Below are 24,427 nucleotides of genomic sequence, written 5' to 3' on the forward strand. Positions count from 1 at the left end.
AAATCAACCCGCAAACCGAGCCGGAAACTCCAATCTTCGGAAGTCCCAAAAGTCTCAGATCATTCGACGACGGACAGTTCCGCCAACGGACCGGTATTTCGTTGTACTCCAACTTATCCAACGGGACTTCGCCGACCTCTGCTAGAGCGGGCAGGTCTTGATCCATAGCGCTCACTATGCCGGCAAAGATGTCGGAAACGGTCTTTGGTAGTCTCTCACGATCGGCGTCACTGAAAACACGTATCCCGATGAGGTCTTCGAGATCGTCTTCGCTCAAGCGCGGCAGGAGTTGTCGAAACATGTTTATGTCGAAAAGACCGACTTTGATGCCGTGTTCGGCAGCTAGCAATTTGATCTTATCGATCGTGTCGAGCATAAGCCTCGGGCAATCCATCAGATTGTGCGTGAACAGCCATTCTTTCATTCGTGGCGTCGTGCGCCGCGCCGTATGGAAGTCATCGACCATCTTTTTGCAGACGTCCCTTACTTCCGTCACCGCCCCGTTTCGAGCGCCGTAGCACTGGTAGAGGGTTTCCGTGCTATTCAGATATCCGTCCATCCCGCCGTCACCAAGGCTGCCTTGCGCTCTCACGGCAACGAAATCGCCTGGATACACTCGTCCCATAAACTCCGCTAGAAAGTCCTGGAACGCCTGTCCGCTGCTTCTCCGGAGTTTGAGCTCCAGCATCTGCCTCCAAACTCGTGTCACGCTCCCCCCATTCGCCGTTGCAAACGACTTCTACCAGAACCCATGAAAAGTATCGGACGCAGATGCCGACATGGCAATGCCGGCAGCAATCCCAAGAGTGATCTACCCCACCTAACGACCCTAAAGGTGGTCTAATCTAAAGTTGAAATCGCATCAATCTCTCTCTTGTGGTGCGGGTATCGGGATTTGGATCGAGGGCGGCATCGCTACTCAGCGCCCTGCTTTGCCCGGACGGCCTTTTCCAAAATGTCGGCCTGCTCGTCGTACATCAGCGTCGTGCGCGTCGCGATCAGCTCGTCGATGTCGTTCCCATCGACGTGCGTGAATTCCCGGCGAAAGGTCATCTTCCGAATGATCGGTTCGACCAGCTTCATCGCGCTTATCGACACCATAAGTTCGGTGGGATCGCTCTCTCCGCCTTCATCGTGCGCAATCACCGCGCCGACCCTAGCCAGGTGACCGTGGAGGATTGATCTGCACCTGTACCGATACCCTCGTTCGCACTGTTCCGGTTCGCCGAAGACATGATCGGGCGTGCTTCTGTCGCGAAGTCCGTGAAATTGGTCGATGGCAGGTAGCAATGACAACATGGGCGTCGGTTCGTCGGGTTTCGAAAGACCCCAGTTGTTGTCGTAACGATAGTCGGTCTCAGACGGAAACGCGCAGTTCCTGTGCGTCGTAAGCTCCACGCATACACGCTCCTCCATCGCTGTTCCGGTATTCGAGACATCGACGTGAACGATGTATGGCGTGGCGAGGGTCTGCAAGGATGCGAGAAACCGCTTGGGTCCCATATTCTGGAAGAACCGATCGAACTCTGCGAGTTCCTCTTCATACTTGGACACGTCTCGCTCGGTCAGTTTCGTGCGGTCGAACGACGGCAATTTCAGGCCAAATGGGTCACGTGCTTCAAGCCCGTGCATTCGGATAAGGTCATCTGCCGACGCAAGATAAGTCGTCGTCGCTATGCGTCTATCGAGGTCTTTCAGATATGCATGGGGGTCAAAACCTTCCGCAAATCCAATCGGTACTCGCTGGACGATTTCCGCATGGTAGTTGGAGAACTCCACTTTCGGCAAAGCGCCCACCTGGCGCTTCAAGGCGGTGTTCTCTTCGCGTAGCTGTTTGACAGCTTCGTCTTCGGGTTCGACGCGCTTCCAAGCGGGCTCCGGGCGACCTGTGAGCATCCTGGCGTCCTTGGCGGCCATGATCGTGCCCGTATCGTTGGCAAAAACGACAAGGTCCGGGGTTCCGCTTGAGGCTCGATGATATTCTGCGGCGATCTTCTGGTCTGGCGACGTCAGATCAAAAAGGTCGCCGTCGAGATCGCTGTTACGAGTGTGGCGAAGGAACTCGAGCGTCACATCAACACCATTGCAGTCGAACGTGACGGCGTAGTCTTTCGTCTCGGATTCCAAAAGCAGGCGCTGATATTCCTTCGCCCGGGTCTGGATGTAACCTTTTCCTCGGTCTTTCTGCTCGTCCATCTCCCGCTGCACCTGCCGCGCAACGAGAATGCGGAGGCGCGTGACATCCTCGAAGATTTTCCGCCAATCAAGGCGTTTAATTTGGCCGTAGTGGAGGAGGACGTTGGTATCTACGCCGACTGTGATCTGCTTCATGTCTACCGCTCTGAACGAGAAACCATGCTGGCAGTTGGGATCGGATATTGTCAACGCAGGACTGCGAAAGAATGCCTTGAACCGCAACCTCCGATCGCCCCCACGACATCATTTACCTCGTCTGGAAGTCGTTAGACTGGCATTTCGGCGCGGAAAACATGGTTGTTTTCAATACGGCCCGTCTGCGCCGGTTGAATTGCGTATCACACTGGTTGAATAGTGAATTGCCGCCAATGGCTCAGATATTGCAACAGGTTGTCTGAATGTCGAAACGTCCATACCTATCGAAGTCGATCGTCGAACTCGAGGCGATCTATGAGAATAGCAACCAGGACGACAAGACGGTCAGATTGATTACGGAAGAACTCGGCTTTCGGACCACGCAGAAAGCCGAGGCGCTGAAAAAGCGCATATTCAGCGCTCGTTCCGGGCGGTCACAATCTGATGCAATCGCTGCCACGGCGAAGCCCAAGCCTACGCGCCCCGTTTCGGAGCCTACCCGGTCTAAATCGACGCAACTCTCTTTCGATGTCGGGGCTCCGACTGTCCGTGCGCAAACGCCCCAGTCACCACCGCCCGCTGTTCAATTGCCGCCCGTGCTCAACAAGGCGTCAGACATTCTCAGCGCTTGGACCGCGCTCGAGGTCCTTTCTCCACAGGGGTTCAAGAAAGAAACGGACATCGTTCCAGACAGGAACTGTTTGGCGATGTTCCACAACCGCGACCTTCCATGGGAAATCAGCCAGAGGTCTCGACCTAACAAGCGTCTCTATTTCGAGGTGTATCTCGGCACCATCGCGATGGCTCCCGCGCTTGAAAGTCTATTGAAGGTCTATTCCGATAGTAGGCCGGAGCGCCCGTCTATGAAGGGCTTCAGTCCGATTGCCAGCGTGATCCTGGACAAGGAGGGTATACCCCTCGAGGAAGACGGCAGTGCAGCCATATCTAGCTTCGCATGGGGTGTCCCTGTCGCGCTGAAAGGCGACCTCCGGAAACTCGGCGACTGGACCAGGCAAGAAAGAGCGCTCACTGCGGCCTTTCGAGAGAAACTGATCCAGCGAAATCGGGACAATGAAATCATTCCCCTGACGAAGACGCACATACAGAGCGTTTTCAAATGGCTGTATAACGTCCTCGAGTTGTCGGTATTGGAGGTCAAGGAACCGTATTTGGCGGTCAAGCGCTACGAATGGATCGGGAACAAGAGCCCGCCAGAACCCAACCTCATGAACTCCTTCTACCTCGAGGATTTGGCAGAAGCTCGCGCACTTGTCGAAGGAAACCGCGTTCCCCGTGCGCTCTCGCACTATCTTGGAATCAACACCCCCAGCACGCGGACCGACCTTTTCGAGAACACCGCAGGTCTTCGCGACCTTCTTCAACCCAGCATGACACCCATAGGGAGGTGGCCCGGCGACGGTCGCCACCCGCTGGCGCTTCTCCAGCAGGCGGCGGTCAACGCCACAGGCTCCGACCGAATGTCCACCGGTATTCTAGGTGTGAACGGACCGCCGGGCACAGGCAAAACCACGTTGCTGCGGGACGTTGTCGCCGCGCGTGTCGTTGAGCGCGCAAGCGTCATGGCAACTTTTGACAGGCCTATACAGGCCCTCGAACCGACAAGAACGAGCGTCATTCGAAATGGTGCCAGACTGACGATCCATCGCCTCGATAACCGCCTGAAAGGTTTCGAGATGATCGTCGCGTCCACTAACAACAAGGCGGTTGAGAACGTCAGCGAGGAGTTGCCGTCGCTCGGATCGATCGCTTCCGATGCGGTTGGCCTACGTTATTTTCAGTCGGTCTCGGACAATGTGCTCAAGCGAGACACCTGGGGCGTTATCGCCGCGGTTCTCGGGAAGTCCGAGAACCGCTTCCTGTTCTCCCAGGAATTTTGGCGTAACGAGGAGAACGGCTTCTCCACCTACCTCAACCACGCCAGTGGCCAACCGCAGTACGTGACGATCCCACGGGAGGACGGCCCGCCAATCCGCCGACTTCGAGCCGTCGTCGAGCGCGAGCTTCCGCCGAGGAGTGCGCAAGAGGCGGCCTCGCGATGGGAAGTCGCACGAGGACGGTTTCGTAAGGCCAAGGCCGCTTTCGAGGTTCGGCAGGCAGATATCCAAAAGGTTCACGCGCAGATGGAGCGCCTGACCGAAATAGCGGGTCAATATCAGGAGGCGGTTGGGAAGCGTCGGGCGGCCGAGGAAAGGATCAGTGATCTCGAAGGCCAACTCGCGTCGGTCATGGAGCTCGCGCGGAAGCAAAAGCAGGACCTCGACGGAGCCGTCGGTCAGCTCAGGCAACATGAAAGCTTGCGCCCGGGGTTCTTCGCTCGGTTACTCAAGACCTCGCCATTTAGGGAGTGGGAGAATAGGCACCGAGACTTGGTGGCATCGGAAAAGTCCAAGCGAGACGCCATGGCTTCCCTCAAGCTACAGGCAGATAGTCTCGGCATCGAGATCAAGCGCACGAAACAAGCCGCGGGCGAGCTAGCGACAAAGGTCGCGGAGCTAAACATCGAACGGGCCAATTTAGAAGGACTCGTGGGCAGAGCGACCGCCATGCTCGGAGCCGCCATCCCCAACGCCGATTTTTTTGCTCGGCCGCACGACGAAATACATCTGCTCAATGTCTGGTTTGACAGGAACACCAACATCTTGCGTGACAAGGTGTTCGAGGAGGCCGTCCTCCTACATCGTGCCTTCATTGACAGCGCAGCGGATCGGCTTCGGCAGAACCTTGCAATTTTCATGGAAAGCTTCGGGACACGTACTCTGGGATCACCGGAGAAGGATGCGCTGATAGCCGAGATGTGGGCAACGTTCTTTCTTGTCGTGCCGCTGATCTCCACTACCTTCGCCTCGGTACACCGCATGTTCTCCCGGGTCCCGCCGGAGACCTTGGGGTGGCTCCTGGTGGACGAGGCAGGACAGGCTGTTCCACAGGCCGCGGTCGGCGCGATGATGCGAACCAAGCGGTCGATCGTCGTTGGTGACCCGCTGCAAATCGAACCTGTCGTCACATTGCCAAACAGTTTCACCGAAAAGGTCTGCGGGTATTTTGGCGTCGATCCGCTTCGGTTCAATGCTCCGGAGGCGTCGGTGCAGACATTGGCTGATGCGGCCAGTGTCTACTGCGCTCGTTTTCCGTCCGGAAGTGGCTATCGCGATGTCGGAGCGCCGCTACTGGTACACCGACGGTGCAATAGCCCGATGTTCGATATCTCAAACGAGATCGCATATGCCAACCTCATGGTTCAGGCAAAACGACTGACACCCGACAACCACACTCTCGGCCGCTCCGCCTGGGTGGACGTCGTAAGCCAGTCATCCACCGACAAATGGTCACCGGACGAGGGGGCTGTTCTGATCGACATGCTCCGGAAGTTGCGCGGCGGCGGACATGCGCCAGACTTCTACGTGGTGACACCGTTCGTAATCGTGCAGGACAATCTGCGTAGCGAGATCGTGGCGAGCGGCGTGTTGAACGGTTGGGTGGATGACCCCTCAGACTGGGTATTCAAGCGGGTCGGGACGGTCCACACAGTACAGGGCAGGGAGGCGGGAATGGTGTTCTTCGTCCTCGGCGCTCCTCTGCCTTCACAGACTGGCGCGAGGGCTTGGGCTGGAGGCCGACCGAACCTTTTGAACGTTGCTGTAACCCGAGCAAAGACGACTCTCTATGTCATCGGGAACCGGGCGAATTGGAGGGCAGCGGGGCATTTCGCTACGCTGGATCGCTTCCTCCCGAGAAATTGATGGCAAGGAACGCTCTTCCTGATCGAAATGCTGGACAGGGTGGCGAAGAGGGTCGACACCGCCGAACGACGCTGCGTCATCGCGCCTGTCGTGCTGAAAATGGGCGAATGCCTCCGTCAGGTCCAAAACCATTGAATGTATCGGCACAGGAGTTTCCGGGTTACGCTGTGTTGTAACCTTGGAGACCCGCATATGGCAGCAGACACACTCGCGCTCCTGATCGACGGAGATAACGCGTCACCGAAAGTCATCTCTGGACTTCTGGCGGAGATCGCCACATACGGGACTGCCAGCGTCAAGCGCATCTACGGGGACTGGACGAAGCCGAACCTCAACGGTTGGAAAGAATGCCTGCTCGAGCATTCTATCCAACCCGTCCAACAGTTCGCATATACGTCGGGGAAGAACGCCACCGACGGCGCGATGATCATCGACGCCATGGACCTGCTGTACACGGGGCGCTTCTCGGGCTTCTGTATCGTATCCAGCGACAGCGACTTCGCAAGGCTGGCCGCGCGTATCCGGGAACAGGGTGTGACGGTCTACGGCTTCGGCGAGCGCAAGACGCCGAGGCCGTTCATCACTGCGTGCGACAAGTTCGTCTATGTCGATGTGCTTGGGGGAGGGGTTGCCGAACCATCCCCGGAAAAGGCGGCATCCACGCCAAAGACGGTAAAGCCGGAGGCGGACAAGGGCGCGGCCTCGCAGGGCGTAGCCGCAAGCGGCAAGCTGGACAAGGCTGCCTTAGCGATGCTCCGCAAGGCGGTGGAAGCGTCGGCGGATGATGATGGCCGTGCCCACCTCGCGCGTGTCGGTGCGCACCTGTCGAAGCAGTCAGCCGATTTCGACGCCAGAAACTACGGGTACGCGAGGCTCAGCGATCTGGCGGAGGCTTCCGGCATACTCGAGGTGGAACGTGTAGGCGGGCAGAACAAGGTCGTGACCGTGAAGCTGAAGAACGGCCGATAACACGATCCGTTCGGACAGGATAAGGCTGCGACAACTCTCGGAAATCATTAGACAACCCGTAAGCAATCCGGCATGAAAATGTGGGTGCTTGAGGGGGAAAGAATTGTACGTACCGCCATGGACGATTTTCGCGGGTCTCGGGGCGCTTGATCGTCGCGAACTGTGCAATCTCATCGCAAGCTTCGAGGCCACAACGCTGTTGTCCATGTCCATGGACCGCGTCAGCGATATGTTGTCCCGCTTCCAGAAGAATGCCGAGTCGTCAGATGCCACGGCTTTCGCCCGCCGGCTAAAACTCGCCGCCGACGAACTGTTTGCGTCAGATACCCCAGACCGGGCGCTGCGGATTCGCCTGTGGATCAGGATCGCGGAGGCCCTCGACCTCAACACTACCCTTCCGTTGTCTTCAAGACGGGCCAACTCGGTTGGCGCGGGTGTGGCACACAAGGCATCGTCGGTGATGTCCGTTCCTGTCGCCGACGACAGCGAGAATGCATCGCAGACGGGCATCCAGAAAGCCTGGCAGGCAGTGAAGGCGCTACGCGGTCGGTCACACCAGGATTTCGCTTCCCTGGTCGCCGAGCAGGCGCAACTCGTCGCCAAGGCCGTGGCCGAGGCGGCGACATCCGGTGAGATTCCGGAAGAACTGGCTAGCGCACTTGGACAGCGTGTCCGTGACCATATTCGAAGCCTGCCACCCGAACTGCGGGATGACGCCATGCGCGATGCCCTGACGGCAGGAGATCGGGCAGCCTTTACCGTGCTCGCCACCGGGACTGCGGCGTTCTCCATTGGCATGGGCGTGAACCTGGCCGGGTTCAGTGCCTACATCCTCGCTGCCCAGGCGTCGGCGTTTATCCCGTTCATGAGCGGGCCAGCCGTGGTGTCGACGCTCTTCATGCTCGCGAACCCGCTTTTCAGTGTCCCCGCAGTCCTCGGCATCGGGTACCTGGCGAACAACTACGTGAACGGCGGGCAGGCTGCCAAGCTCGCCGCCATCGTCTCGGTCCAGCTGTCCCTTCGTGGTCTGTCGGCAGAACGGGACGGCCTGGCGGTCGTATTGAACGATTTCCGGACCGCGGCCAGAGCCGACCTGGCGTCGGTATCCTCGTCCACTATGGCCGAAAACATGCTTCGCAACGCAGCTATCGCAAAGGCGACGGGAGGGCGGTTGCCATATGCACTCGGTGACCTGAAGACTGGACCGCTCGCCTCCGAGCGGCAAAGCAACCTGCTTGCGGGCGTACTCTCGAGGAACCGTGGCGATGCGTTGGAAATGGCTGCTGTAACGGTTCTGTCAGCGGGTGACATGCTCTACAACGCGGTATCCATCGATCCCATGGTGCTCGCCGCGGCCGATTTCTCGCGATCGGAAGACCTCGGCGATATCTTCAAGTTCGGTGTGTTTGCCGAGCGCGTCGGATCGATGAGCGAGGCAGCCGCGGCGGGAGCAGGCAATAACCTGCGCGGTTATGTCTCCGAACAGCTAGTCGCCGCCCGTCTTTCGGAAGTCGGCCACGTGGTCAGTTTTCCGGAGACCTCGAACAATGCGGGTTTTGATCTCCTCGTGGACGGTGTCCCGTTTCAGGTGAAATGCCTGCAGGGCCTCGACGGTCTGCGAACGCATTTCGCCAAGTATCCCGACATGCCTGTGTACGCCAATGCCGAATTGGCGGAGGCGGTGATCAACAGCGGTGAGGAATGGGCGAAACTCGTCTTCTATGTCGATGGATTTGATCGCGAGATCGCCGACCTCGTCATGACAACCTCGCTCGAGGCCGCCGAGGCGTTGGGCGACCTGAACGTCCCGTTCTTAGCCATGGCGGTTTCCTCGGCGCGAAACCTTCACAGTGTCTGGCGCGGCCGCATGCCCCTGTCGGACCTTCCGTTCTCGGTCGTGATGGATGCAAGCGTTAAAGGTGGACTTTCCGCCATTGGCGCACTGTCGGGCAAGGCAATCGGCCTGATGGCTTTCGGCCCGGCTGGGGCTCTGGTCCTCAGCGGTGTCGGGGGTGTCAGTGCGCTGGTCGGCGCGGGCTGGACGAGAGAGCAGGCGACGCGACTGCTGTCTTCCGAATGGCTTGCCGACCTCGACGCGTCCACCGAGCGGTTTCGTACCGCGCTCCTTGCGGCTGTTCAGGCCAAGATCGCGATGCTCGAGGCGAAGAAATCCGCCGTTCCCGGCACGCTGCCCGAGATCAACGATTGGATCGACGCACGCTTCGCGGACGACATCGTATCCCTAGTTGAAGTCGCGTACGATATCGAGACGGCAATTCCGACACTCAGTCAGCCAGCGAAGGCACGAGTCTGCCTCGCTGCAATGGATTCGGCCAAGGTTCACCCTCTCGCGGTCGAGGCGGAGTTGGCGGACCTTTTGAAGGTGCTTGGGTCCGAGCCATCGAAAGCCGCATCCGCTGGCAGGAAGGTCTCGGACGCATGGTCCGTGTTGAAATCGAAGCTGCCCAGTGCGGGCTAATGGAGGTATTGCATGCAGGCGTTGATCGGGGTGGCGAGGTCCAGGATGATGTTGTTGGTCGCCGCAGCAGGCGCAGCGGCAACGTTGTCTATCATTCCCGCGCGGGCGCAGGACGATCACTCGATCTACTACGGCTCGCGTGCCGGCATGCACGTGACGACCGTCTCCAAATCCGGGATCGGTACGTCAAAGGCCGTTATCATGATCAAGCACACGCCAAAGGACGCCAAGGCGTTCTGCGTTGAATACGAGCAGGATTATTCGATGGCCTGCGTCAAACGGACGATGGCATCGGTAAAGGTCGGCGATAGGGTAACGGCGAACTGCAAAAAGGGCACCTGGACCGATGTCTACGGTGAGGGATATGTCTTTGAGGGCAAGTCGAGGTCCGATGATCTCATGGCTGACTATGTCGTGCGCAGCGTGAAAACGGGCGAGATACTCGACGGTTCATCGGCCTCTGGCTACCCGACCGCTTTTAGCGTCTTCCAGGAGCTTTGCCCCGGTGTCGCTGAATGATCCGTCGCCTTTCCGTCGCCATCGTACTTGCATGCTTAGGCCTGACGGCTCCGGTAAGCTCCCACGCCGCCGACGTTGAGTTCGAAGGGATTACGAACGGGCAGTTCGGTCCGGAGGCACGCTTCAGGCTCGAGGCCGAAATTGTCGAGGGCGACACTGCTCGTGTGAAGCAAGCATTGGTGGATGCTGATATCTCCGTTCAGCAGGACCCTTGGCGACGGATTGTCATCGCACTGGATAGTCCCGGCGGCGATTATCACGAGGGACTAAACCTCGCCTTGGCGTTCCGCCGGCTCGGTCTCGCCACCGTAGTACGGGAGACGGACGCCTGCTATTCGGCCTGCGCCGTCGCCTTTCTGGGGGGCGTCGATCTTCCGAAAGACCCAACGCCCGTCGGAGACGATGATCCTCTCCCCGATCAGAAGCCGTCGCGCACGATCGAGAAGGGAGCGAAGCTGGGATTTCACGCGCCGTATCTCTCCGTTGCCGAGGGGAGTTACGACGCAGCCCTTGTCGAGGACGCCTACAGGGCGGCGGTTCTGGGTATCGCGCGATTGGTAGCGGTCGCGGATCGCCTCCATCTCGTTCCAGCCGAGTTGCCTCGCTTGCTCGCTCCAGGCCGTGACGAGATGTATATGGCCGACGACGTGGATTCGGTCCGTGTTCTTGGCATCATTTACAATGATTTCTCATACCAAATCCGGGATGGATATCCGTTCTCGCATTCAATGATCCTGAACGGATGTGTCAACCGCTACTACCATCTCGGGCGGAGAAGCAGTTCCGACGGCTACCAGATTGCGTTGTCTTCGCTCGAGGAGTTTATCGAAGGCTCCCAGTTGATGGAGAACGGTGAGGACGCGATCGCGTTCGGCGTTCGCGAGATCGGGCAGGGGACGGTTTCAACATGGCTTGCCTACATGCCGATCGCCAAGACCAAGGACGGTGATCGCTTCGTGTGGTGCCTATTCTCGCCAGGCACGACAGGGCCGACGACATTCTATAAAGCAGCAGGGACCATCGAAGAGCTGTTCTCGGAACTGAAGGGAAGGGGCGACCTCTGGGACTTCACCTCATCCCCGACCACGATCGCGCTTTCGACAGGTGACTGGGTTGACGATATGATGCGCGCGATTGACCTCGTCCCGCCACACACGAAGCTGGACGACGTGACGAGGCAACTCGAATCCTATCGCAAGTCCGAGCAGGCGGTCACTCCTCGGTGAGTCCCCAGTACGGCGTGGGTCTGAGGCGCTGTTACAGTTTGAAGCAGAAGCGGTTCCGTGTCTCGCTGTTAAGCGCGCACAGCGTATATCCATCGTCGGCGTAAGGAATGGATGGCTTGCCGTTTATCGTGAAGAAGTCGCCATCGCGTGCGAGAATGGTTTTGTTTCCTGTTGGCCATACGAATTCGTAGCGGTCGGATCGTCGACTATCTACGATGACATTGATGTTCAGAGTAGCTTCACAGGGTTCGATCTCCCTTTCGCCATTCGTACTGAAGACCGCGCACGTGGCGGACGCTTTCGCACCGATAATCGGCCGTGGGGATGCGGCATCCTCACTGGCAGCCGCTCCGCCGAGTTCTTTGAGAGTGAGGCCGGGTCGGTATGAAGCGAGTTGGTTGATCCCCCAACTCCGGTCGGCGAAGTTATCGACTGTGCATTGTCCTTGACCCAGCAGGACGTTGTACATTCCATTGTAGCCGCAACCCTGCAGGCTGTTTCCATTGACCGCTATCACGCATCCCGCTTCGGAATACCCGGCATCGCTACTCGTCACCGAATAGTATCCGGTGCCATCTGAGGTCTTCAGGAGTTTGACGACAGACTCGTCTTGCGTGACGGATTTCGTGAATTTTCGAGCATCGACGGGGTCCTTCATCAGGCCAACTTGCCAGTGGAAGGAATTCTCGCACGCATAGTACGCGCGTTCTTCGGGTGGGGTGGATTGTTCTGGAAGGCCTATAAGTTCGATTTCGAAGCGGCCAGCTTTCTCGACGGTATCGATGTAGAAGAAGTCGTTGCCGATGTGTCGCAGCATCTCCTGAATTAGATCAGGGCGCATCATCGTCGAATTTGACCAAGGGACCAGATTGTTGGCGAGCAACATGATCTTGCTCATATCCTCCAAGGCAACGTCATGTGCGACCGCCAGCACTTTTGTACTGACCAGGCTTTCTTCCTTCAGCGCCAGATACGGGCGATGAAAACCGAGCTTGCCGGTGATGTGGAGCTTACGATTGACGAAGGTCACCTCGGGTCCCTGTGCAATTCCCATCATGAACATGATGGCGCACATGGAGTAGCATTCCGCACCTTCGTCGATGACCGTTCCAACGCCGTTCTTGTAGAAGAACTCAGCGAGTTTAACGCCCTCGGTGACGTTCCCTCCCGGACTGTTCAAACAGATCGTGTCTCGCGCCGAACTCTCGCCGTCGACACCGAGAAATTCCTTAGCGGCGATTTCGACTAGGCGGGAAAAGTCACCTGGGACGATTTCCCCTTCGAGCGAAAGAACACACGTCTCTTTCGAGGACTTCCTTATTTCAGCACCGGAAGCCGCACCTGCCTGAAAGAATACCAGTCCGACAATGGCCATCCACGGCAAACAAACCTGCCACGATGACATGTACGGTTTCCCCATCTGCCCCTCCCGTAGAGGTCGCGTCATCGATCCGCCGTATGTCCCCTCGGCCTGATCGGGTCGAACCCCTGTTCACTCTGTTTATCTTACTTCCTACTTCATTGCGGTGAAGTTTCGGTTGATTGGTTCGATCCTTATTTCGGCTCCCGCCAGTAGTGATCGATGATGTGCTGCCCGTTGTTCACGATACGCTGGCCGACTTCGGGATCGCCGCCCTTCAGCGTGTCAGGATCACCGCCACACAGGCGGACGAACAGAACCTGTTGGGTTGCGAACGTGAAGTAGTCGCGACTGGTCGGCTCGAACTCGAGGCCCGCTTTCGCGAAACCGTCCGCCACCTCCGCGGCCGCGTCGTCGATGGCGTTGAAGACCTTGTCGAGCATCGCGCGCTCGGCCGCCTCCCTGATCTCCAGGTATTTGCGCTGTTCCGGCGTCGGGATCGCACAGGTGTTCTCGGTCATGTCTTCTCCGTCTGCAGTGGTTGGCGGGCCTGGCAACCGCGCTATGTGTCCGAAGACAACATAGGAGCAGACTGATGAAGGTCCAAAAGTTCAGCGTCTCGGACGCCAAGATGGTCAAGTCGCCCGGGCAGGATGCGGAAATCTATGTCGGGAACCTGGTAGACGAACGAAATGGCGGCCCTGTGACCATCGGATACGGACGCTATGCCCCGGGGCAATCGTTGACCGAGACCATGGAGGTGGACGACACGATGATCATCCTCGAGGGGCGGCTAACCGTTTCCACATCCGATGGCACGGTAACTGCGGGACCGGGAGATATTGTCTATATGCCGAAAGGGCAGGCGGTTACGATCATGACCGAAGGCGAAGGCGCTCTCACGGCTTTCGTGACGTATCCACATTGGGCCGAGGCCCATAAAGGCTGAACGGGAATTGTTGCCGATGTTCTTGTCACCACGCGGCTGGGCCACGTTCGCCTGGCAGTCCGACTACAGCCAATTCTACCTGATCGACCGCGGCGACGAGGCGTTCGAGGCTCCCGTCGAGATCACGGCCGAGATCGAGAAACAGAGTTATGCCACCGTGTCCGCAGGCGTCGTCATCTACACACAGGACAGCCTGAACCAGCATATCCATATCGCCATATACGACACCGAGCCGGAGCATTCGCCTACGGAACCGATGAGCGGGAAGCCATGGACGAGGACCCAGACCACCGATGTCCGCTTCCCGTCGAAAAGCTTCGGGTTATCGAGTCCCTCCGCACCTGACCCGTTGCCCAACGGTCCCATTTTTCTTGTCGACAGTACGGACTGCAGGTTGCGGATCGACTGGATGGAGGACCAAGGCGTTCGGGATATCAGCGGGCCGACAGACCCGGATGTGATCCATCTGACAATCTGGCCTCGATCGTCCAGTAATGGGGGCGAATAAATGGCTGTGCTCACAGACATCATCGTCGCGCCAACCACCGAGGTGCCCGCGATAATCGCCGAAAGGCCGGGGGCAAAGAGATGGCCAGTGTTCGAGACCACTGGACTGGATTTGCTGGTCCTTGCCGATCTGGCATTGGCACTGAAGAGACCGATCGAAGCTACCGCAATCGATGAACAAACGCCTGCGGCTTCGGCCGATGAAACGGAGGGGCCTTGGCTCTACGTTTTGCCTGTCGGCCTTCGGGACAGCATAGCCTCTATCGGGTCTTCCGACATCCCGGCCGTCGCGGACGCGTGGGCCAAGGGCGAAGAAGCCGAGAACCGAGGGCTGACGTCTGATGTCGCGGAACGCCTATTGGCACAGCTTCAAAAGCTCGCTGTCCAGGCGCATGCGGAGGATAAGCCGTTGCTGTTGTGGATGTCGATGTAGGAGCGGCCTTTAGCGCGCTGGTTCCGCCGCGATTCAGGCTCTCGAGCGCCTCACGCTGAGCCACCGTTTCCCCGGCCAATCCTTCGGACTGCCGGCACGGTGGGCTTGGTGCTGTCGAACAGGGTGAATGGCTCGAGCTGCGCCGCAATCGCCATGGCTTCCAATGCGCTTACTCGCTGGAAGCTCTCTGCCTCGATCACTCCGCCCAACGCCGGTTCGAGTTTCGGACGGTATATCTCCCCGAAGTCGAGTTGGCCGCATATCGATCTCACGCGCTTGAATACAGGCTTGCCCACCTTGTCGGGCGGATCGTATGCGGCGTCGTTCACATTGCCGATCGCAATGGCGACCGCGGTATCGGCCTTGGTGGCCGCGCCCTTGAAAAAGGCGCGGCAGGTTATCCTTCGATAGAGCATGTCGATGTCCATGACCCTGTGGTCCTCGTTCCAAACGAGCAAGCTCCCGAACGCTGAAAACCCGATGACATGGCTTCGAGACGCGTTGAAGTCCGGATCGCCTTCGAGGATCGTCTCGAGGATCGGTCGGTATCGAGCAGGATCACAGAGCTGGAAGTAACCGTCCAGCCAGATACCCCAGCCGTACGCCACCCAGAAGTCCACAAGGCTGTCCGGAATACGACCCCTAGCCGACGCGATGAATTCCGCCTGAGGCTTCTTCCCGTCCCTGGGTTCCCCGAAGGCCTGAAGCGCGTTCTGGAAGAGCGGCGATATCTCCGTCATCAGCGATCACTGCCTCTGGATGCGGGCGGATCAATCTGGTCGTCGGCACCATGCGACCCGGCTGGCAGGAAAACGGTCCTTGTCGTCCCGTCTCCGGAAAACAGGATGTACTGGAACGGGTTCGGACTGCCATCGTCGGGAACGGCCAAGTCGTGGCCCGCCAATTCACGGATTTTCGTCAACATCGGGACAAGATCATCCATTCGCGGAAGGTTCACGTCGAGCTTGGTCGGGAACTCCGGGAACTCGGTTGGCCAATACACGCACCAGCCTTCCCCGGTCGATGTCGAGAGCAGGTCGCCGATGTCGTCCGTTTCCCCGTCCCAGAAATTCCCGCGTGGTATTCCCGTGACGGCGAAAATGGAACCGCAGGCGAGATCAACTGTCGCTCCTCGCGCGAAAAAGACATCAACGCCTTTCCAGACGGTCATCGGCGTAGCCTTGGTGAAGTGTACTGACGGCAAAACGTCATCCGGACTTTCCGTCCCTGCTGAGGAGCGGGCCGTGACGAAGAGGCGGATGGCGGTCGCCAGCATTGACGATCCTGCGCGGGCGGACCTTCAACCCGACCTCGTCCAGCGCCGATCCCAGCGAAGGCCTGGCCTTGTCGGCGGATTGCGATCTTGCTGGTTTCCGTTTCACTGGGTTCTCCCGTTATGCAGATCGCAAACTGAGCCCGTTTCGACTTCAACGCAACCGTCTGCCAGGCTTCTGAGTTTGATCCTCGGGTGCGCAGACGCTCAGCCGGGCATCGCATCGGTCTACTCCGCCCTCACACATCTTCTCGCATCGACCGACCACCGATCGTCTCAGCCGTGAAAGCGTAACGCTCGCCTTGAACTTCGCGACGAGCGCTTTCCGTTCCATCCTCCCGTACAGGCAGCAGGATTTGCATTCGACGGCGATGAATTCGCCCTTGAGCGTGCGCAACGTTGGAGTGTCAGGCATCGACGTTCAGCCAATTGTGGACGTAGGTCGAAGCCTCCACGTTTCCGCCGTGGAGCGCGCCGATGGTGGGGTGCTTCTCCGCGATATGGGAGCGCATGTTGGCCAAGGTGCTATTCACTCGCAGGCTTTCCCATCGTTGGCGAAAAAAATATTCAATTGCGCCGGTCACTTACGCGAAATGATTAGAGTCCTGATTCATCTACCATTTCGGCCTGCTGGATAATCCCCAGCCCCAAAAAGGGCGTTTCGAGCCGGCTTGACTCGGTCTCTCTATAGGAACAGATAGAGAACATCAACATTCTTGGGCATGAGGCCCGCTTTCAACGCGAACCGAGGAGGTCCGTGATCGATGTCGCACGCCCGGACTTCCCGGCTTATCGATGATTTACGCGAACGCATCGCCCACCTTGAGGGCGGCTCGGCGCGCAAGGCCGTGGTCCTGCCCTTCGGCGTTCCGGATATCGACGACCGCCTTCCTGGTGGAGGCCTTGTTTGCGGAGCGCTTCACGAGATAGCAGGCGGCGGTTCCGGTACTGTCGATGGCGCAGCCGCCGCCCTGTTCGCCGCGGGAATAGCCGCGCGGGCCAAGGGGAAGGTCCTTTGGTGCCTGACTCGTCCTGATCTCTTCGCCCCATCCGTCTCGCAAGCGGGACTGCACCCTGACCGCGTTGTTTATTGCGAAGGCGACAAGGACGAAGATGTCCTGGCTTCCATGGAAGAAGGTCTGTCGTTCGGCGGCTTCGCGGCCGTTGTCGGGGAACTGGTGCGGTTACCGATGACAGCGTCCCGACGCCTTCATCTTGCAGCCGAGAAGACCGGGACCATGGGGCTCGTCGTCAGGCGTTGGCGGCGACAAACCGAGGCTTCCGATTACGGAAATCCAACGGCCTCGACGACAAGGTGGCGCGTCAGCGTTCTGCCGTCGGAGCCGCTGCCAGTCGCGGGCGTAGGCAGGGCGAGGTGGCTTGCGGAACTGATGCGCGTGAAGGCGGGTGAGTGTGCCGAGTTCGAAATAGGAGCCCCCGATGTCCAGGGTCGTATCTGTCTACTTCCCGTTTCTGCCGACCGACCGGATACGTCGTCATGGAGAGGGAGCCGTGCCAGCTGATCAGCCTCTCGTCGTCATATCGCGGTCGGGATCGAAGCGATGGGTTTCCGCCGCCGACACGGCGGCGCGGAAAGTCGGCCTGCGTATCGGTATGTCGGCGAGCAAGGCCCAAGCCGTCATCGCTGGCCTGACGATGATGGATGCCGACCCCGTCGCGGATGCCGCCGCTCTCGAGCGCCTGGCTCTCTGGGCTCTCCGACAATACAGCCCGGTCGTCGCTGTCGATGGCACGGATGGCATCGTTATGGATACCGAGGGCGCAGACCACCTGCGTGGCGGCGAGGAGATGATGATCACAGGGCTTGTGAACATGCTTCGCGGGCGTGGCCTGACGGCGAGGGCAGCGGTGGCCGACACCTGGGGCGCGGCACATGCGATCGCGCGACTGTCGACCGCCGAGACCACCGTCATTCCTTCGGGCGGGGTGGCGAAAGCCGTTGTCGGCCTGCCAATCCATTGCCTTCGGTTGCCGCCGGATACGATTCAGGGGCTACGTGTCCTTGGCGTGGAAACGGTCGGTGAACTGTCCGCGATGCCGCGCGCACCGCTGACCCTTCGGTTCGGCCCCGAGCCGGGGAGGCGGTTGGACCAGTTGTTCGGGCGAGTGGCGGAACCGATCGAGCCGCTGCGAACACCCGACCTCGTCGTGGTCTCGAAAAATTTTCAGGAGCCCATCGGGGCGGCGGAGACGATCGAGAAGTATGTCCGCCGCCTCGTTGGACAACTGACCGCCGAACTCGAGCAGCGCGGCCTGGGTGTGCGCCGATCCGATCTCGTGATCCATCGCGTCGACAACACCCGCCAGTGCCTGCGGGCTGGCCTTGCCAAGCCCGTGCGCGATCCCACTCGCCTGTCGAAGCTGCTCTGTGACCGCATCGAAAAGATCGACCCGGGCTTCGGCATCGAGCGTCTGGACCTCGTCGCCGTCATGACCGAACCCCTTGAAGAAAGGCAGGTCGCGTCTTCGTTGATCGAGGAGGACGTTGTCGACATCACGCCCGTCATCGATGTCCTCGCAAACCGCGGGCAGCGCCTGTATCGCCTGTCGCCTGTCGCGTCCGACGTGCCCGAGCGTTCCGTCATGCGGATCGCGCCCACCGCGCCGGAGACCGGGGCCGATTGGGCCGTGAAATGGCCGAGGCCCTCGCGCCTCTTCGCCCATCCCGAACGCATCGATGTCACCGCGCTCCTACCTGACCAGCCGCCTGCGGTCTTCACCTGGCGCGGCAAGCGGCGGCGCGTGAAGCGGGCGGATGGGCCGGAACGGATATTCGGAGAATGGTGGCGTCGGCCCAAGGAGATGCAGGCCGTCCGCGATTACTTCGTCGTCGAAGACGAACAGGGCGAGCGGTATTGGGTGTATCGCGCGGGCGACGGTGTCGATCTGGAGACCGGATCACACCTCTGGTATATCCATGGGGTCTTCGGATGAGGTACGCCGAGCTCCAGGTCACCACGCACTTCTCGTTCCTGCGCGGCGCGTCGAGTGCCGAGGAACTGTTCGCGCGAGCGGTCGAACTCGGCATCGATGCACTCGGGGTCGTGGACCGCAACAGCCTTGCGGGGATCGTCCGAGCATGGGAAGCCGCCAAGACGACGAAGGTCCGCATTGTCGTCGGCTGCCGTCTTGATCTCGCTGATGGCATGTCGATCCTCGTCTACCCAACGGATCGCCCTGCATACTCGCGACTGACCCGCCTGCTGTCGCTTGGGAAATCTCGAGGAGGCAAGGGCAAGTGCATCCTCGATCTCGCAGACGTTGAAGCATACAGCGAGGGCCTGATTGCTGTCCTTGTTCCAGACGAAGCCGACGATATCTGCGCGGGACAGTTACGCAAGATCGCCGCCGTATTCGGTGATCGGGCGTACGTGAGCCTCTGTCTTCGCCGCCGACCGAACGACCGACTGCGTCTGCACAACCTCTCGAACATGGCCATCCGGCACAGGGTCAAGACGGTCGTTACCAATGACGTCCTGTTCCACGACCCCGGTCGTCGGCAACTCCAGGACATCGTGACCTGTATTCGAAACCGCACGACGATCGACGATGTCGGCTATGACCGCGAGCGTCACGCCGACCGGTTTCTCAAGCCACCCGAGGAAATGCACCGCCTGTTCGCCGAGTATCCCGAGGCGCTGGCGCGGACACGCGAGATCGTCAATCGCTGTAAGTTCGACATGTCCGAACTCCAGTATCAGTATCCCGACGAAGCCATCGTGCCGGGGTTAGATGCCCAGCAGTCGCTCACGAAGTTCGCCTGGGAAGGGGCGGCCGACCGATATCCGGAGGGAATCCCGGACAAGGTACGCAAGGCCATCCTGCACGAACTCGAATTGATCCGCGTCATGAAGTACGCCCCGTATTTCCTGACCGTCTACAGCATCGTCAGGTTCGCAAGGTCGAAGAATATCCTGTGCCAGGGGCGGGGGTCGGCTGCCAACTCCGCGGTGTGCTATTGCCTGGGCATCACGTCGATCAACCCGGAAACCTCCGACCTCCTGTTCGAGCGCTTCGTCAGCATGGAGCGGGACGAGCCACCGGACATCGACGTGGACTTCGAGCACTCACGCCGCGAGGAGGTCATCCAGTGGATTTACGAGACCTACGGCCGCTCGAGGTCCGCCCTATGCTCGACCGTCACGCGCTACCGTGCCAAGGGCGCGCTGCGGGACGTCGGTAAAGCCCTCGGCCTTCCCGAAGACCTCATCGGCCAATTGTCCTCGGGCATCTGGGGCTGGTCCAAAGACGGCGTGGGTGAGAAGCAGCTCCGCGAAAACAACATGAACGCGTCGGACTATCGCCTCCAGCTCGCCCTCGATCTTGCAGGCCAGCTCATGGGCGCGCCACGCCATCTCGGCCAGCATCCCGGCGGTTTCGTACTCACGCAGGATCGCCTCGACGACCTGGTGCCGATAGAGCCGGCCGCCATGGATGACCGCCAGGTCGTCGAGTGGGACAAGGACGACATCGAGGCCTTGAAATTTATGAAAGTCGATGTCCTGGCGTTGGGCATGCTGTCGTGCATGGCGAGATCGTTCGAATTGCTGGCCGAGTACAAGGCGTCACCAATGGGGCTGGCCGACATTCCGCAGGAGGACCAGAAGACCTATGCGATGATCCGGCGTGCCGACACGCTTGGCACGTTCCAGATCGAGTCGAGAGCGCAGATGGCGATGCTACCGCGGCTGAAACCGAGGACATATTACGATTTAGTGGTGCAGGTGGCGATCGTGAGGCCCGGTCCAATCCAGGGCGACATGGTCCATCCATATCTCAGGCGGAGAGAAGGGAAGGAGAAAGTCGAATATCCGACGCCGGAACTCGAAGCCGTTCTCGGTAAAACCCTCGGGGTCCCGCTTTTTCAAGAGTCGGCGATGAAGGTGGCCATGGTCTGCGCCGGGTTCTCTGCGGGCGAGGCGGACCAGCTCAGGCGTGCCATGGCCACGTTTAAGTTCACGGGCGGGGTCTCGAAGTTCAAGGACAAGCTCGTGAGCGGCATGGTGAAGAACGGCTACACGGCCGAATTCGCCGAGCGGACCTTCACGCAGCTCGAAGGCTTCGGGAGCTACGGCTTTCCCGAAAGTCACGCGGCCTCCTTTGCCCTGATCGCCTATGCGTCATCCTGGGTGAAGTGCTGGCATCCGGATGTCTTTTGCGCCGCTCTCGTCAACAGCCAGCCGATGGGATTCTATTCGGTGGCCCAGATCGTCACCGATGCCAGACAGCACGGCGTGGAGGTGCGTCCCGTTTGCGTGAATGCCTCGCGATGGGACTGTACGATGGAGCGGATCGGTGACACGGACCGTTTTGCTGTCCGTCTCGGGATGCGCGTCGTTAAGGGGCTGTCGCAGAACGACGCCGCGCGGATCGTCCTTGCCCGCGCGGATCAACCCTTCGAGAGCGCAGACGACTTGTGGAGGCGTTCTGGCGTGCCGACGGCAAGCCTGGTGAAGCTTGCGGAAGCGGACGCATTCCTGCCGTCCCTGAAACTGGAACGCCGTCAGGCGCTATGGGACATCAAAGCGCTGCGCGATGAGCCACTGGAACTGTGGGCAGCCGCCGCCGAGCGCGAGGCCCGTACTATCTCGGAAACGCAGGAACCCGAGGTCATCCTGAAATCGATGACGGAGGGCAGGGAAGTTGTCGAGGACTATTCCCACACTGGGCTGACCCTAAGGGCGCATCCGATGTCGTTCCTACGTTCGGACCTGGCAGCCAAGCGGATTATCACGTGCGCAGAGGCGATGGGCGAGCGTGACGGTCGGTGGCTCTGGACAGCAGGTCTTGTCCTCGTCAGGCAGCGCCCGGGTTCGGCCAAGGGCGTGATGTTCCTCACGTTGGAAGACGAGACCGGGATCGTGAACGCCGTCGTCTGGCCGAGCCTATTCGAGCGCCAGCGGAGGATTCTGATGACGGCCTCGATGATGGGCATCCATGGCAAGATACAGCGGGAAGGCGAGGTCGTGCATTTGGTGGCGCAGCGCCTGTTCGATTTTTCGGCCGACCTATCCAGCCTTGGGGACCGCGGCGGGGATTTCCCGCTCCCCCATGGCCGGGGTGACCAGGTCAAGCATGGTGGCGGGCCCGACCCGCGGGACAATCCGAAACCTGCGGTGCAGGCCAGGGACATATACGTTCCCGATTTGCACATCGATACGCTGAAAATTAAATCGCGGAATTTTCACTGAGTTCCTCATGTCGCCTAACGATGGTGCGCGATTGTTTAGCGCGGTCACCTGTGCCTTGCACTGAGCGACAGATGGCAGAGAAGGGATACAACTCCCGCGCTTATGGATTCTCGCCAACGCCCATGATTATGCGGTTCAATTGCTCTCTAAGGTTGGCGGCGCTGACACCCCACAGACCGCATTTCGACAGAATCAAGGATCGTGCTACCTGCTGGACGTTGTAGACTTCATATGGGCCGATGCGAGGAGTATCTCGCGAGAAGGCGTGAGCCGTCTTGAAATTGCGGAGAAAGCTGCATGCGTGAATCGCGTCAGGGAAAGTATATCTAACGTCTCTGACGATTTCGTCGGCCGTCTGGCATCTTAACTGCGGTCGAACTGGTTCCATCACAACCTCAGTAGGCTCGCCGCGGATTATCCATTCAAGCCCTCTGTCCGGCGTTATTCCCACCTGCTCCAAGCGGCTTTCGATATCTTGCAGAACGTCAGGGTTCCAAGTGTGCGAGGCATTGTCGATCCAACGAGGCTTTTTAACGCTCGATTTGATGCCGAGATCGAGTTCTTCGATTGCCGAATATGCGAGGTTAATAGCTATTGATGAAGTGACGTGGTCACTCAGCAGATTTGAGTGCTTATCGAAAATCTGACCACGTCGAGGGTGCAGTGACCACGGTGTTACCGCCTCGGTCTGGTAGCTTCGCGAAAGCTTATGGATTGCGTACGATGTCCGTCTATCGGCCCACGCTCTAGTTGCCATTGCGACGGCAATAGGTCGCTCTGCTTTGAATGAAAATCGTTCAAAGAAACCAGGTTTTTTGAAGACGTTCTCGAAAAGGGATACCTGTTCCGAGGGGTCATCTGGAATCTCAAGGACCGAAGAGTGTACGGTAGCGTCCGGAAACCCCTCTTGGACGTCGCTCGAGGCTTGGATCAGATTCACGATGTTGGTCGCGTCCGCTTCACCAGCTTGTATTACCAATAGCTGTCCGTAGGCAGCACCATCCCGAAGTCCTCCGTATTTGGCTACAAAGTTGGTGTTCGACAATTCGCAAACCCCACCTTCAGGATAAAACTGAAAGCGCGTGGACGGGTCCGGAATGAAACGGACGTCCCATTCTGCTTCCTTGCACATGCGACCGACCAGCTCTGTCTGGGAAGATTCAAAAATCATAAAACTACAGAAATTTGGCACGGACTTCCCTTGATTGAATGACTCCACTGCCCGAGACACTACCGGATAAACGAACATGACTACACACAGTATACGTTCGCCGGCGTCGGTCTGAATTCGTGGATTGTGTTTATTGAGGCGTGGGTGGCGGGATCGAGCCACTCTTGCGGCTCTTCTGGCGTAACCCATTAATCAGTTGATTGTCGTGACGGTGTCGAGAGCGACGTTTTCAACATCGTCATCGGTAAGGATCACGGAGTCGTTTTCTCCGCGAGCATATTCCGGCGAAAGGTATCAACGACGAGCTGGGGATACATGATCTCCAATTTTGTCGAAGCGTCATGCTGGTCGACCGAAAGGCTGCAGAACACGATTGAGTAAGATGCGGGTTTAGATAGCTCGAGCTAGGCAGATCAAAAACGAACAATTCTCCCTAGTAAGATTCGCGACTTCGTTCTAATGGCCGTTTTTAGGTGCGGAATGGAAGGTCTCCCGTTTTGTCAAAATTACTTGCATTTATAGATGGCGTTATCGCACGCGGCCTGGCCGTCTTCGAGCGAGTCTGGCCCCTAATCAGGGGAGCACCGCACAACCGCCTTGCCTGGTTGGTTGTCGGGGGCGGTATGGCGCTAAGCATCGGCCCGTTTTGGGAACCTCCTTTGCGAGCAGCACTCAAGCGCTATCTTGACCTCGATATTGATCCGCCGACAGTTGTAGGCTGGGGTGTGCTACTGGTCGCATTGGGTCTGCTGTACCACCTGTTTGCGTTTCGGGCAGACGGTTTGCGGACGCAGCTGCAAACGACCCGGATTCGAGAACATGATAAACCTCTCTTAGAAGCATTTCAGACGGATTTCCCCGAGGATCGGATCGACTTCATCCTGGAAGGGCTCGCTTCTGATCACGCTGTATTTTTTGAGCACGATCAATTCCTCGGGCGCGCGCGGAGTCGCTTGCAGTCATCAAACTTCCACATTCTCGACGAAGTCTTGAGAACAAAGGCACAACGACTGTTGGATGACCTCGAGCGCGTCGATCGGTTCATCGCACGCGAGTTTTTTGTGCCCGTGAATGCCACCTCGGCTAATCGCACTTGCCTTCGACCTGATTGGAATTTCGATCGGTGTGGCTCCGGCATGCCAAGCAGGGAAGAGGAAATTTGTCCGTCGTCGAATGATCTGAGACTTTTGGGACTTCCGAAGATTGGAGTTTCCGGCTCGGTTTGCGGGTTGATTTA

19 protein-coding genes and 2 pseudogenes are annotated in these 24,427 nt (G+C 58.9%); 12 read left to right on the forward strand and 9 right to left on the reverse strand.

Going from position 1 to position 24,427, the window contains the following annotated elements; translation table 11 throughout:
* A pseudogene (locus tag JNC62_RS20170) lies at positions 1-688 on the reverse strand (hypothetical protein); the annotation flags it as partial.
* A gap of 227 nt (positions 689-915) precedes the next feature.
* Entirely contained in the window at positions 916-2,331 is a 1,416-nt protein-coding gene (locus JNC62_RS20175) for a hypothetical protein (RefSeq protein WP_374841232.1), read from the reverse strand.
* 263 nt (positions 2,332-2,594) lie between these two features.
* Here JNC62_RS20175 and JNC62_RS20180 point away from each other — a divergent pair, with 263 nt between their 5' ends.
* From JNC62_RS20180 to JNC62_RS20200, 5 genes are all read left to right on the forward strand, one after another.
* Positions 2,595-6,092: an AAA domain-containing protein gene (locus JNC62_RS20180; RefSeq protein ID WP_374841233.1), complete on the forward strand. Its 3,498-nt coding sequence runs from the start codon at positions 2,595-2,597 to the stop codon at positions 6,090-6,092.
* A 192-nt stretch (positions 6,093-6,284) separates the two neighbouring features.
* Entirely contained in the window at positions 6,285-7,061 is a 777-nt protein-coding gene (locus JNC62_RS20185; RefSeq protein WP_374841235.1) for an NYN domain-containing protein, read from the forward strand.
* 205 nt (positions 7,062-7,266) lie between these two features.
* A complete protein-coding gene (locus JNC62_RS20190) occupies positions 7,267-9,540 on the forward strand; it encodes a hypothetical protein (protein ID WP_374841237.1) in 2,274 nt (757 codons plus the stop codon).
* Between the two features lie 12 nt (positions 9,541-9,552).
* Positions 9,553-10,059, forward strand: coding sequence for a hypothetical protein (locus JNC62_RS20195; protein ID WP_374841239.1), 507 nt, complete (start codon positions 9,553-9,555; stop codon positions 10,057-10,059).
* Positions 10,056-11,285: a COG3904 family protein gene (locus tag JNC62_RS20200; RefSeq protein ID WP_374841241.1), complete on the forward strand. Its 1,230-nt coding sequence runs from the start codon at positions 10,056-10,058 to the stop codon at positions 11,283-11,285. The genes JNC62_RS20195 and JNC62_RS20200 overlap by 4 nt, the downstream gene beginning before the upstream one ends.
* A 31-nt stretch (positions 11,286-11,316) precedes the next feature.
* On the opposite strand, the gene JNC62_RS20205 is transcribed toward JNC62_RS20200, so the two are convergent.
* On the reverse strand, positions 11,317-12,690 hold the full coding sequence (locus JNC62_RS20205) for a COG3904 family protein (protein ID WP_374841243.1): 1,374 nt from the start codon (positions 12,688-12,690) through the stop codon (positions 11,317-11,319).
* A gap of 149 nt (positions 12,691-12,839) precedes the next feature.
* On the reverse strand, positions 12,840-13,166 hold the full coding sequence (locus tag JNC62_RS20210; protein ID WP_374841244.1) for a hypothetical protein: 327 nt from the start codon (positions 13,164-13,166) through the stop codon (positions 12,840-12,842).
* Between the two features lie 74 nt (positions 13,167-13,240).
* Here JNC62_RS20210 and JNC62_RS20215 point away from each other — a divergent pair, with 74 nt between their 5' ends.
* The 3 genes from JNC62_RS20215 to JNC62_RS20225 are packed head-to-tail and all read left to right on the forward strand — an operon-like array spanning position 13,241 to position 14,534.
* On the forward strand, positions 13,241-13,594 hold the full coding sequence (locus tag JNC62_RS20215; RefSeq protein ID WP_374841246.1) for a EutQ-related cupin domain-containing protein: 354 nt from the start codon (positions 13,241-13,243) through the stop codon (positions 13,592-13,594).
* A gap of 16 nt (positions 13,595-13,610) precedes the next feature.
* Entirely contained in the window at positions 13,611-14,102 is a 492-nt protein-coding gene (locus JNC62_RS20220; protein WP_374841248.1) for a hypothetical protein, read from the forward strand.
* Positions 14,103-14,534: a hypothetical protein gene (locus JNC62_RS20225; protein ID WP_374841250.1), complete on the forward strand. Its 432-nt coding sequence runs from the start codon at positions 14,103-14,105 to the stop codon at positions 14,532-14,534.
* A 50-nt stretch (positions 14,535-14,584) separates the two neighbouring features.
* On the opposite strand, the gene JNC62_RS20230 is transcribed toward JNC62_RS20225, so the two are convergent.
* From JNC62_RS20230 to JNC62_RS20240, 3 genes are all read right to left on the reverse strand, one after another.
* On the reverse strand, positions 14,585-15,274 hold the full coding sequence (locus JNC62_RS20230; protein WP_374841252.1) for a GAD-like domain-containing protein: 690 nt from the start codon (positions 15,272-15,274) through the stop codon (positions 14,585-14,587).
* Complete coding sequence (locus JNC62_RS20235; protein ID WP_374841253.1) at positions 15,274-15,810, reverse strand: hypothetical protein; 537 nt, start codon at positions 15,808-15,810, stop codon at positions 15,274-15,276. The genes JNC62_RS20230 and JNC62_RS20235 overlap by 1 nt, the downstream gene beginning before the upstream one ends.
* 404 nt (positions 15,811-16,214) lie before the next feature.
* On the reverse strand, positions 16,215-16,340 hold the full coding sequence (locus JNC62_RS20240; RefSeq protein ID WP_374841254.1) for a hypothetical protein: 126 nt from the start codon (positions 16,338-16,340) through the stop codon (positions 16,215-16,217).
* Between the two features lie 231 nt (positions 16,341-16,571).
* On the opposite strand from JNC62_RS20240, the gene JNC62_RS20245 reads away from it, so the two are divergent.
* The 3 genes from JNC62_RS20245 to JNC62_RS20255 are packed head-to-tail and all read left to right on the forward strand — an operon-like array spanning position 16,572 to position 22,019.
* The gene (locus JNC62_RS20245) at positions 16,572-17,330 is read left to right on the forward strand and encodes an ImuA family protein (RefSeq protein ID WP_374841256.1); all 759 of its coding nucleotides are present in this window, start codon (positions 16,572-16,574) and stop codon (positions 17,328-17,330) included.
* Positions 17,248-18,762, forward strand: a complete 1,515-nt coding sequence (locus tag JNC62_RS20250; protein WP_374841258.1) for a DUF6504 family protein — start codon at positions 17,248-17,250, stop codon at positions 18,760-18,762. The genes JNC62_RS20245 and JNC62_RS20250 overlap by 83 nt, the downstream gene beginning before the upstream one ends.
* Positions 18,759-22,019 carry an error-prone DNA polymerase gene (locus JNC62_RS20255; protein ID WP_374841264.1) on the forward strand — a complete coding sequence of 1,087 codons (3,261 nt, stop codon included), beginning with the start codon at positions 18,759-18,761 and terminating at the stop codon, positions 22,017-22,019. Before JNC62_RS20250 ends, JNC62_RS20255 begins: the two co-directional genes overlap by 4 nt.
* 100 nt (positions 22,020-22,119) lie before the next feature.
* On the opposite strand, the gene JNC62_RS20260 is transcribed toward JNC62_RS20255, so the two are convergent.
* Together JNC62_RS20260 and JNC62_RS20265 are read right to left on the reverse strand one after the other, a co-directional pair.
* Complete coding sequence (locus JNC62_RS20260) at positions 22,120-23,268, reverse strand: hypothetical protein (protein WP_374841260.1); 1,149 nt, start codon at positions 23,266-23,268, stop codon at positions 22,120-22,122.
* 117 nt (positions 23,269-23,385) lie between these two features.
* A pseudogene (locus JNC62_RS20265) lies at positions 23,386-23,469 on the reverse strand (non-homologous end joining protein Ku); the annotation flags it as partial.
* Between the two features lie 218 nt (positions 23,470-23,687).
* On the opposite strand from JNC62_RS20265, the gene JNC62_RS20270 reads away from it, so the two are divergent.
* On the forward strand, positions 23,688-24,427 hold a 740-nt coding region (locus JNC62_RS20270; protein WP_374841262.1), incomplete at its 3' end, for a hypothetical protein.

Source organism: Mycoplana ramosa (assembly GCF_041930185.1).
GTDB classification, from domain to species: domain Bacteria; phylum Pseudomonadota; class Alphaproteobacteria; order Rhizobiales; family Rhizobiaceae; genus Mycoplana; species Mycoplana ramosa.

Coding starts and splice junctions, on each gene's coding strand:
- JNC62_RS20175 (WP_374841232.1), bottom strand. CDS start 2,331: ATGAAGCAGATCACAGTCGGCGTAGATACCAACGTCCTCCTCCACTAC.
- JNC62_RS20180 (WP_374841233.1), top strand. CDS start 2,595: ATGTCGAAACGTCCATACCTATCGAAGTCGATCGTCGAACTCGAGGCG.
- JNC62_RS20185 (WP_374841235.1), top strand. CDS start 6,285: ATGGCAGCAGACACACTCGCGCTCCTGATCGACGGAGATAACGCGTCA.
- JNC62_RS20190 (WP_374841237.1), top strand. CDS start 7,267: ATGTCCATGGACCGCGTCAGCGATATGTTGTCCCGCTTCCAGAAGAAT.
- JNC62_RS20195 (WP_374841239.1), top strand. CDS start 9,553: ATGCAGGCGTTGATCGGGGTGGCGAGGTCCAGGATGATGTTGTTGGTC.
- JNC62_RS20200 (WP_374841241.1), top strand. CDS start 10,056: ATGATCCGTCGCCTTTCCGTCGCCATCGTACTTGCATGCTTAGGCCTG.
- JNC62_RS20205 (WP_374841243.1), bottom strand. CDS start 12,690: ATGTCATCGTGGCAGGTTTGTTTGCCGTGGATGGCCATTGTCGGACTG.
- JNC62_RS20210 (WP_374841244.1), bottom strand. CDS start 13,166: ATGACCGAGAACACCTGTGCGATCCCGACGCCGGAACAGCGCAAATAC.
- JNC62_RS20215 (WP_374841246.1), top strand. CDS start 13,241: ATGAAGGTCCAAAAGTTCAGCGTCTCGGACGCCAAGATGGTCAAGTCG.
- JNC62_RS20220 (WP_374841248.1), top strand. CDS start 13,611: ATGTTCTTGTCACCACGCGGCTGGGCCACGTTCGCCTGGCAGTCCGAC.
- JNC62_RS20225 (WP_374841250.1), top strand. CDS start 14,103: ATGGCTGTGCTCACAGACATCATCGTCGCGCCAACCACCGAGGTGCCC.
- JNC62_RS20230 (WP_374841252.1), bottom strand. CDS start 15,274: ATGACGGAGATATCGCCGCTCTTCCAGAACGCGCTTCAGGCCTTCGGG.
- JNC62_RS20235 (WP_374841253.1), bottom strand. CDS start 15,810: ATGCTGGCGACCGCCATCCGCCTCTTCGTCACGGCCCGCTCCTCAGCA.
- JNC62_RS20245 (WP_374841256.1), top strand. CDS start 16,572: ATGTCGCACGCCCGGACTTCCCGGCTTATCGATGATTTACGCGAACGC.
- JNC62_RS20250 (WP_374841258.1), top strand. CDS start 17,248: ATGTCCAGGGTCGTATCTGTCTACTTCCCGTTTCTGCCGACCGACCGG.
- JNC62_RS20255 (WP_374841264.1), top strand. CDS start 18,759: ATGAGGTACGCCGAGCTCCAGGTCACCACGCACTTCTCGTTCCTGCGC.
- JNC62_RS20260 (WP_374841260.1), bottom strand. CDS start 23,268: ATGTTCGTTTATCCGGTAGTGTCTCGGGCAGTGGAGTCATTCAATCAA.